The following is an 8130-nucleotide window of genomic DNA, read 5'->3' on the forward strand; positions in this document are numbered from 1 at the left end:
GGTGCGCGAAGGCGTTAAACAGTAAAGGCGTCTTGCAGCAGTTGTTCCTGCTGTTCGGCGTGCATCGATGCGTAACCGCATGCCGGTGCAGCAGAAGCCTCGCGGCCCGCGTACTCGAGTACGAGAGACTTGTTGAGGTTGCTGATGCTGCGACGCATGTGGTGTTGGCTGCAGTACCACGCGCCCTGGTTCATCGGCTCTTCCTGGCACCAAACGGCATGCTTGGCGTTGGTGTAGGGAGCCAGGACTTCTTTCAAGTCGTCCTCAGGAAATGGGTACAGCTGCTCGATACGCACGATGGCGATATCGTCACGGCCTTCGGCACGGCGTTTTTCCAGCAGGTCGTAGTAGACCTTGCCGCTACACAGGACAACGCGCTCGACCTTTTTCGGGTCTTGGGCGTCGATTTCCGGGATAACGGTCTGGAAGGAACCTTCGGCCAGATCTTCCAGGGTCGAGATGGCCAGCTTGTGGCGCAGCAGCGACTTCGGAGTCAGGACTACCAGTGGCTTGCGCAGCGGGCGAATCACCTGACGGCGCAGCAAGTGGTAGATCTGTGCCGGCGTCGTTGGCATGCACACCTGGATGTTGTGCTCGGCGCACAGCTGCAGGTAACGCTCCAGACGAGCCGAGGAGTGCTCCGGCCCCTGACCTTCATAACCGTGCGGCAGCAGCATGGTCAGACCGCACAGACGGCCCCACTTGTGCTCGCCACTGGTGATGAACTGGTCGATTACAACCTGGGCGCCGTTGGCGAAGTCGCCGAACTGGGCTTCCCAGATAACCAGCGCGTTCGGCGTGGTGGTCGAGTAACCGTACTCGAACGCCAGTACCGCTTCTTCGGACAGGAACGAGTCGTACAGGTCGAAGCGTGGCTGACCGTCGTACAGGTTCTGCAACGGGATGTAGGTGCCCGCGTCCTTCTGGTTGTGCAACACGGCATGACGGTGCGAGAACGTACCGCGGCCGATGTCCTGGCCGGTCATGCGGATCGGGTGACCTTCGAACGCCAGGGTCGCGTACGCCATGGTTTCGGCGTAACCCCAGTTGATCGGCAGGCCGCCGGCTTGCATCTTCTGACGGTCTTCGTAGATCTTGGCAACCTGGCGCTGAACCACGAAGCCTTCCGGAATTTCCAGCAGCTTGGCGGACAGTTCCTGCAAGGTCTTCAGGTCGAAGCGCGTGTCGTGACGCGCAGTCCAGGCGTGGCCCAGATACGGACGCCAGTCCACGAACAGCTCTTTGTTCGGTTCCTTGACCAGCGATTTCACGACGTGCAGACCGTTGTCCAGCGCGTTGCGGTACTCGTCGACCTTGGCCTGGACACGTTCAGCGTCCAGTACACCGGCCTGGGTCAGGCGATCAGCGTACAGCTCACGGGTAGTGCGCTGCTTGGTGATCTGCTGATACATGATCGGCTGGGTGCCGCTTGGCTCGTCGGCCTCGTTGTGGCCGCGACGACGGTAGCAGACCAGGTCGATCACCACGTCACGCTTGAACTGCATGCGGTAGTCGATGGCCAGCTGGGTCACGAACAACACGGCTTCCGGATCATCGCCATTCACATGGAGGATCGGCGCCTGGATCATCTTCGCAACGTCGGTGGCGTACTCGGTGGAACGCGAGTCCAGCGGGTTGCTGATGGTGAAACCGACCTGGTTGTTGATCACGATGTGCACGGTACCGCCGGTCTTGAAACCGCGGGTCTGCGACATCTGGAAGGTTTCCATCACCACGCCTTGACCGGCGAATGCCGCGTCACCGTGGATGGAGATCGGCAGGACTTTCTCACCGGTCAGGTCGTTACGACGATCCTGACGGGCGCGCACCGAACCCTCGACCACCGGGGAAACGATTTCCAGGTGGGACGGGTTGAACGCCATGGCCAGGTGAACTTCACCGCCGGTGGTCATCACGTTGGACGAGAAGCCCTGGTGGTATTTAACGTCACCGGAACCCAGCTCGACCTTCTTCTTGCCTTCGAACTCGTCGAACAGCTCGCGCGGGTTCTTGCCGAAGGTGTTGACCAGTACGTTCAGACGGCCACGGTGGGCCATGCCGATGACGATTTCCTTGGTACCGTAGGAACCGGAACGCTGGATCAGCTCGTCGAGCATCGGAATCAGGCTTTCGCCGCCTTCCAGGCCGAAACGCTTGGTACCCGGGTATTTGGTGCCCAGGTATTTTTCCAGGCCTTCACCGGCGGTCACGCGCTCGAGCAGGTGGCTCTTGATGTCGGCGGAGTACGTCGGACGACCACGCACGCTTTCCAGACGCTGCTGGAACCACTGGCGCTGCTCGGAATCGGTGATGTGCGTAAATTCAGCGCCGATGGTGCGGCAATATGTCTGCTGCAACGCTTCGTGAATTTCGCGTAGGCTCGCTTCCTCTTTGCCGATGAACAGGTCGCCGGCACGGAAGGTCGTATCAAGATCGGCATTGGTCAAGCCGTAATGATTGATCGACAGGTCTGCAGGTGCAGGACGCTGCCACAGCCCCAGCGGGTCAAGCTGGGCTGCCTGGTGGCCACGCATACGGTAGGCCTGGATCAATCGCAGCACTTCAACTTGCTTCTTCTCGTGCTCACTGCTCACGCTGCCGGCGGAAACCGGTTGGGCGCGGCGCTGGTTCTTTGCCAGCAAGACGAAATGATCGCGAATTGTGGAGTGCGAAACATCGGTGGCAGGGTTGCCGTCAGCAGGCAACTTCTGGAAGTAGGTGCGCCACTCTTCTGGCACAGCGTTAGGGTCGTGCAGGTAGAGCTCGTAGAGCTCTTCCACATAGGCAGCGTTACTACCGGATAGGTAGGCGCTGTTCCACATGCGCTGCATCACGCTTTCTTGCATGCTTGGTCACCCTCGGTTAGGGGAACACCACCGGTGTCGACACCGAGCAAACTTGCAGAAGTCCGAATGCAGCGACCAAAACAAGCCACTAGGATCACACTGATAGTCCGGGTACCAGCCCGGATGCCCCTGCTTGTCTCATTTCTTCAAAATAAGAGCCGCAGCCTTTTAAGCTGCTGCTCAGGTTAAAACTACGGCGCCGGTTGAAGCCTGCGCCGCAGCATCTACGGGTACAACGGGTACATCAGCTGAATCACACGCCGCTGGAGAGCAGCATGTTACGGATGTGACCAATGGCCTTAGTCGGGTTCAGGCCTTTGGGACATACGTTGACGCAGTTCATGATCCCGCGGCAGCGGAATACGCTGAACGGGTCATCGAGCGAAGCCAGACGCTCGGACGTCTTGGTATCACGGCTGTCTGCCAGGAAGCGGTACGCTTGCAGCAGTGCAGCTGGACCCAGGAACTTGTCCGGGTTCCACCAGAAGGACGGGCACGAGGTCGAGCAGCAGGCGCACAGGATGCACTCGTACAGACCGTCGAGCTTTTCACGCTCTTCAGGGGACTGCAGACGCTCGATGGCCGGAGCCGGCGTGTCGTTCTGCAGGTAAGGCTTAACCTTTTCGTATTGCTTGTAGAAGATGCTCATATCGACGACCAGGTCACGGATAACCGGCAAACCTGGCAGAGGACGAACGATCAGCTTGTTACCTTTTACGACGGCGGACAGCGGCGTAACGCACGCCAGGCCGTTTTTGCCGTTGATGTTCATGCCGTCGGAACCGCAAACACCTTCACGGCAAGAGCGACGATAGGAGAAACCTTCGTCCTGCTCTTTGATCAGTGCCAGTACGTCCAGCACCATCAGGTCTTTACCACCGGTATCAACCTGGAATTCCTGCATGAACGGCGCAGCGTCCTGATCAGGGTTGTAACGATAAACACTGACTTGCAACATGGCGGCCACCCTTAATAAGTCCGAATCTTAGGTTCAAAAGTCGGAACCGTCTTCGGCGAGAAGTTCACAGCACGCTTGGCAACGCGCTTCTCACCCGGGAAGTACAGGGTGTGGCACAGCCAGTTTTCATCGTCACGATCTTCGAAGTCTTCACGGGCGTGAGCACCGCGGGACTCTTTACGTACTTCGGCAGCGATGGCGGTAGCTTCAGCCACTTCCAGCAGGTTCTGCAGTTCCAGAGCTTCGATACGCGCAGTGTTGAACGCCTGCGACTTGTCGTTGATCTTGACGTTGGCGATGCGCTTGCGCAGGTCAGCCAGCTGGGCAATACCCTTCTGCATGTATTCGCCGGTACGGAATACACCGAAGTAGTTCTGCATGCAGTTTTGCAGCTCGCGACGCAGGGTTGCCACGTCTTCGCCATCGGTACGCTCGTTCAGGGCGGACAGGCGCGACAAGGCCGCGGTGATGTCGGCTTCGGTGGCGTCGTCGTACTCGATACCGTCGGTCAGCGCCTTTTCCAGGTGCAGGCCGGCAGCACGGCCGAAGACCACCAGGTCGAGCAGCGAGTTGCCGCCCAGGCGGTTGGCGCCGTGAACCGATACGCAAGCCACTTCGCCTACAGCGAACAGGCCCGGGATGATGGTGTCTACGCCGTCGGCGTCCTGGGTGATCGCCTGGCCATGAATGTTGGTGGCAACGCCGCCCATCATGTAGTGGCAGGTAGGAACAACCGGAACCGGAGCAACCACCGGGTCAACGTGCGCGAAAGTCTTCGACAGCTCGCAGATGCCTGGCAGACGGCTGTGCAGCACTTCCTCGCCCAGGTGGTCGAGCTTGAGCATCACGTGGTCGCCGTTCGGGCCACAGCCGTTACCGGCGATGATTTCTTTAACCATCGAACGAGCCACAACGTCACGACCGGCAAGGTCCTTGGCGTTCGGAGCATAACGCTCCATGAAACGCTCGCCGTGCTTGTTGATCAGGTATCCACCTTCACCACGGCAACCTTCGGTTACCAGTACGCCGGCGCCGGCGATGCCGGTCGGGTGGAACTGCCACATTTCGATGTCTTGTACCGGTACGCCAGCACGCAGGGCCATGCCGACACCGTCGCCGGTGTTGATCAGGGCGTTGGTGGTGGACGCGTAGATACGACCTGCACCGCCGGTTGCCAGAACGGTAGCCTTGGCACGGATGTAGGTGGTTTCGCCGGTTTCGATGCAGATGGCGATAACGCCGACGAATTCGCCGGCCTGGTTTTTCACCAGGTCAACAGCGTAGTACTCGTTCAGGAACGTGGTACCGGCTTTCAGGTTGCCCTGATAAAGGGTGTGCAGCAGCGCGTGACCGGTACGGTCGGACGCAGCGCAGGTACGGGCAGCCTGGCCGCCTTTACCGTAGTCCTTGGACTGACCGCCGAACGGACGCTGGTAGATACGGCCGGTTTCGGTACGCGAGAACGGCAGACCCATGTGGTCCAGCTCGAAAACGGCGGCCGGGCCTTCCTGACACATGTATTCGATAGCGTCCTGGTCACCGATGTAGTCGGAACCCTTGACGGTATCGTACATGTGCCAGCGCCAGTCATCGTTCGGGTCGGCGGACGCGATGGCGCAGGTGATGCCGCCCTGGGCGGATACAGTGTGCGAACGGGTCGGGAAAACCTTGGTGATTACCGCAGTCTTGTGACCGCCTTGCGCCAGTTGCAGCGCTGCGCGCATGCCGGCACCGCCACCACCAATAATGATGGCGTCGAAAGAAATCGTTGGAATGTTAGCCATGAATCAGATACCCCAGAGAATCTGCACGCCCCAGACGAAGTAAGCGAACATCGCAACGCCGCATACTGCCTGGAAGAGGAAACGTATAGCCGTCGCGGACTTGCCGAACGCCATCGGCGTCAGGTAGTCGGTCGCGATGGTCCACATACCGACCCAGGCGTGAGCGCCCAGAGCAACAAGGGCCAGCAGGCTGAAGATACGCATCCAGTTGTTGGCGAAGAGCGCGTGCCATTGGTCATAGCCAAGACCCGGGTTCGCCGCGAGGTATCCGATCAGGAAAATGAAGTAAGCCGCGAGAACGACCGCAGACACACGTTGCGCCATCCAGTCATAGAGGCCCGAACGCGAGAGGTTCGTGACGTTAGTTACCATATCCAAACTCCTGCCAGAACGATTACCACCACGGAAACGGCGATAACGATTTTCGAGCCCAGCTTGCCGCCTTCCAGCGTCTCACCGATGCCCATGTCCATGATCAAGTGGCGCACACCGGCAACCAAGTGATACAGCAAGGCGGACAGGATGCCCCAAATCACTAGCTTGGCTAGCGGACTGGTCAGACACGCTTTCACCTCACCGAAGCCTTCCTCGGAACTCAGCGACTTGTCCAATGCATAAAGCATGATGGCAAGGCACACGAAGAGGATGACACCGGAGATACGGTGAAGAATGGACGTGTAAGCAGTGACTGGGAGTTTGATGGTCCTTAGGTCTAGGTTTACAGGTCGTTGGCTTTTCACGGCTTTTTTTTCACACTGAAGAGCCCCTAACAATCAGGGCAAAGTTGTTGGGGAGTGCACTGGTCAGGTAACCACCACCCAGGGAGGCGACCCCCAATAACGCAAGCCCAAAAGCCCTTGGCGGTCGGTGGCCGAGTATAGACAGTTAGGCTACTAATGACAACGGACATACCTTCCCAAAACGGCGCATTGCGCAACACGTATAAAAGGCGTAAATGGCGGTCAATTTCGAAAAAAAAGTAGGGTTAAAGCCTTCTGGAGCAAGACTTTAGGCAAATTGACATTCAAATTTATCTCACTATAGTGGTGCGGGCCCTGCGTGGGGGGTCTGTCTGATGATTTCAAGCATAAATAGGAGGCCACATGGCTGACAAAAAAGCGCAGTTGATCATCGAGGGCGCAGCCCCCGTCGAGCTGCCCATTTTAACCGGCACCGTTGGTCCCGATGTTATCGATGTTCGGGGCCTGACGGCCACGGGCCGCTTCACTTTCGACCCTGGTTTCATGTCGACCGCTTCCTGCGAGTCGAAGATCACCTATATCGACGGCGACAACGGCATCCTGCTGCACCGCGGCTACCCGATCGAACAGCTGGCTGAAAAGTCGGACTACCTGGAAACCTGCTACCTGCTGCTCAACGGCGAACTGCCGACCGCAGAACAAAAGGCCCAGTTCGTCGGCACCGTGAAGAACCACACCATGGTTCACGAGCAGCTGAAGACCTTCTTCAACGGCTTCCGCCGTGACGCCCACCCGATGGCCGTCATGTGTGGTGTAGTCGGCGCCCTCTCGGCCTTCTACCACGACTCCCTGGACATCAATAACCCGCAGCATCGCGAAATCTCCGCGATCCGCCTGGTTGCCAAGATGCCAACCCTGGCAGCGATGGTTTACAAGTACTCCATGGGCCAACCCATGATGTACCCGCGCAACGACCTGTCGTACGCGGAAAACTTCCTGCACATGATGTTCAACACCCCGTGCGAGATCAAACCGATCAGCCCGGTACTCGCCAAGGCCATGGACCGGATCTTCATCCTCCATGCCGACCACGAGCAGAACGCGTCGACTTCCACCGTGCGCCTGGCGGGCTCCTCGGGTGCCAACCCGTTCGCCTGTATCGCCGCCGGCATCGCCGCACTGTGGGGCCCTGCCCACGGCGGTGCGAACGAAGCCGTATTGACCATGCTCGATGAAATCGGCGATGTCTCGAACATCGACAAGTTCATCGCCAAGGCCAAGGACAAGAACGATCCGTTCAAGCTGATGGGCTTCGGTCACCGCGTTTACAAAAACCGCGACCCTCGCGCCACTGTGATGAAGCAGACCTGCGACGAAGTACTGAAGGAACTGGGCATCCAGAACGATCCGCAACTCGAACTGGCCATGCGCCTGGAAGAGATCGCCCTGACCGACCCGTACTTCATCGAACGCTCGCTGTACCCGAACGTCGACTTCTACTCGGGGATCATCCTCAAGGCGATCGGCATTCCAACCAGCATGTTCACCGTGATCTTCGCCTTGGCGCGGACCGTGGGCTGGATCTCCCACTGGAAAGAAATGCTCTCCAGCCCGTACAAGATCGGCCGTCCGCGCCAGCTGTACACCGGCTACGAGTCGCGTGACATCACCAAGCTGGAAGACCGCAAGTAAGATCAGTCTTGCAATAGCGTGTTGAGTTGTACCGGGAACGGCCTCTATATATAGGGGCCGTTTTTGTTTGGGCGATGGTGGCTGTTTGGGATTGGGGTTGGGATTGGGTACATATCCATTCCTGCGGTCACGGCCACTTAGGGTTTCGC

General features: G+C 58.6%; 6 protein-coding genes. 1 reads left to right on the forward strand and 5 read right to left on the reverse strand.

Translation table 11 applies throughout. From position 1 onward, the window contains the following. Positions 1-14 precede the first annotated feature (14 nt). The 5 genes from PG5_RS24465 to sdhC form a co-directional block, all read right to left on the reverse strand. Entirely contained in the window at positions 15-2846 is a 2832-nt protein-coding gene (locus PG5_RS24465) for a 2-oxoglutarate dehydrogenase E1 component (protein ID WP_020799804.1), read from the reverse strand. A gap of 253 nt (positions 2847-3099) precedes the next feature. Next, a complete protein-coding gene (locus PG5_RS24470; protein WP_008063297.1) occupies positions 3100-3804 on the reverse strand; it encodes a succinate dehydrogenase iron-sulfur subunit in 705 nt (234 codons plus the stop codon). An 11-nt stretch (positions 3805-3815) separates the two neighbouring features. Further along, complete coding sequence (gene sdhA, locus PG5_RS24475; protein WP_020799805.1) at positions 3816-5588, reverse strand: succinate dehydrogenase flavoprotein subunit; 1773 nt, start codon at positions 5586-5588, stop codon at positions 3816-3818. A gap of 3 nt (positions 5589-5591) precedes the next feature. After that, positions 5592-5960 (reverse strand): succinate dehydrogenase, hydrophobic membrane anchor protein, encoded by a 369-nt coding sequence (gene sdhD / locus PG5_RS24480; RefSeq protein ID WP_020799806.1) that lies wholly within the window; start codon positions 5958-5960, stop codon positions 5592-5594. Next, positions 5954-6328: a succinate dehydrogenase, cytochrome b556 subunit gene (gene sdhC, locus PG5_RS24485; protein WP_042955706.1), complete on the reverse strand. Its 375-nt coding sequence runs from the start codon at positions 6326-6328 to the stop codon at positions 5954-5956. The genes sdhD and sdhC overlap by 7 nt, the downstream gene beginning before the upstream one ends. A 363-nt stretch (positions 6329-6691) precedes the next feature. Between sdhC and gltA the strand changes: the two genes are divergently transcribed. Next, entirely contained in the window at positions 6692-7981 is a 1290-nt protein-coding gene (gene gltA / locus PG5_RS24490) for a citrate synthase (protein WP_007959044.1), read from the forward strand. Positions 7982-8130 lie beyond the last annotated feature (149 nt).

The sequence above is a fragment of the Pseudomonas sp. G5(2012) genome, from assembly GCF_000408945.1.
GTDB lineage: Bacteria > Pseudomonadota > Gammaproteobacteria > Pseudomonadales > Pseudomonadaceae > Aquipseudomonas > Aquipseudomonas umsongensis.

What these genes read in the sequence shown, in the direction of transcription:
- sdhD (WP_020799806.1), bottom strand. Translation starts at nt 5,960, where the DNA reads ATGGTAACTAACGTCACGAACCTCTCGCGTTCGGGCCTCTATGACTGG.
- gltA (WP_007959044.1), top strand. Translation starts at nt 6,692, where the DNA reads ATGGCTGACAAAAAAGCGCAGTTGATCATCGAGGGCGCAGCCCCCGTC.
- sdhA (WP_020799805.1), bottom strand. Translation starts at nt 5,588, where the DNA reads ATGGCTAACATTCCAACGATTTCTTTCGACGCCATCATTATTGGTGGT.
- PG5_RS24470 (WP_008063297.1), bottom strand. Translation starts at nt 3,804, where the DNA reads ATGTTGCAAGTCAGTGTTTATCGTTACAACCCTGATCAGGACGCTGCG.
- PG5_RS24465 (WP_020799804.1), bottom strand. Translation starts at nt 2,846, where the DNA reads ATGCAAGAAAGCGTGATGCAGCGCATGTGGAACAGCGCCTACCTATCC.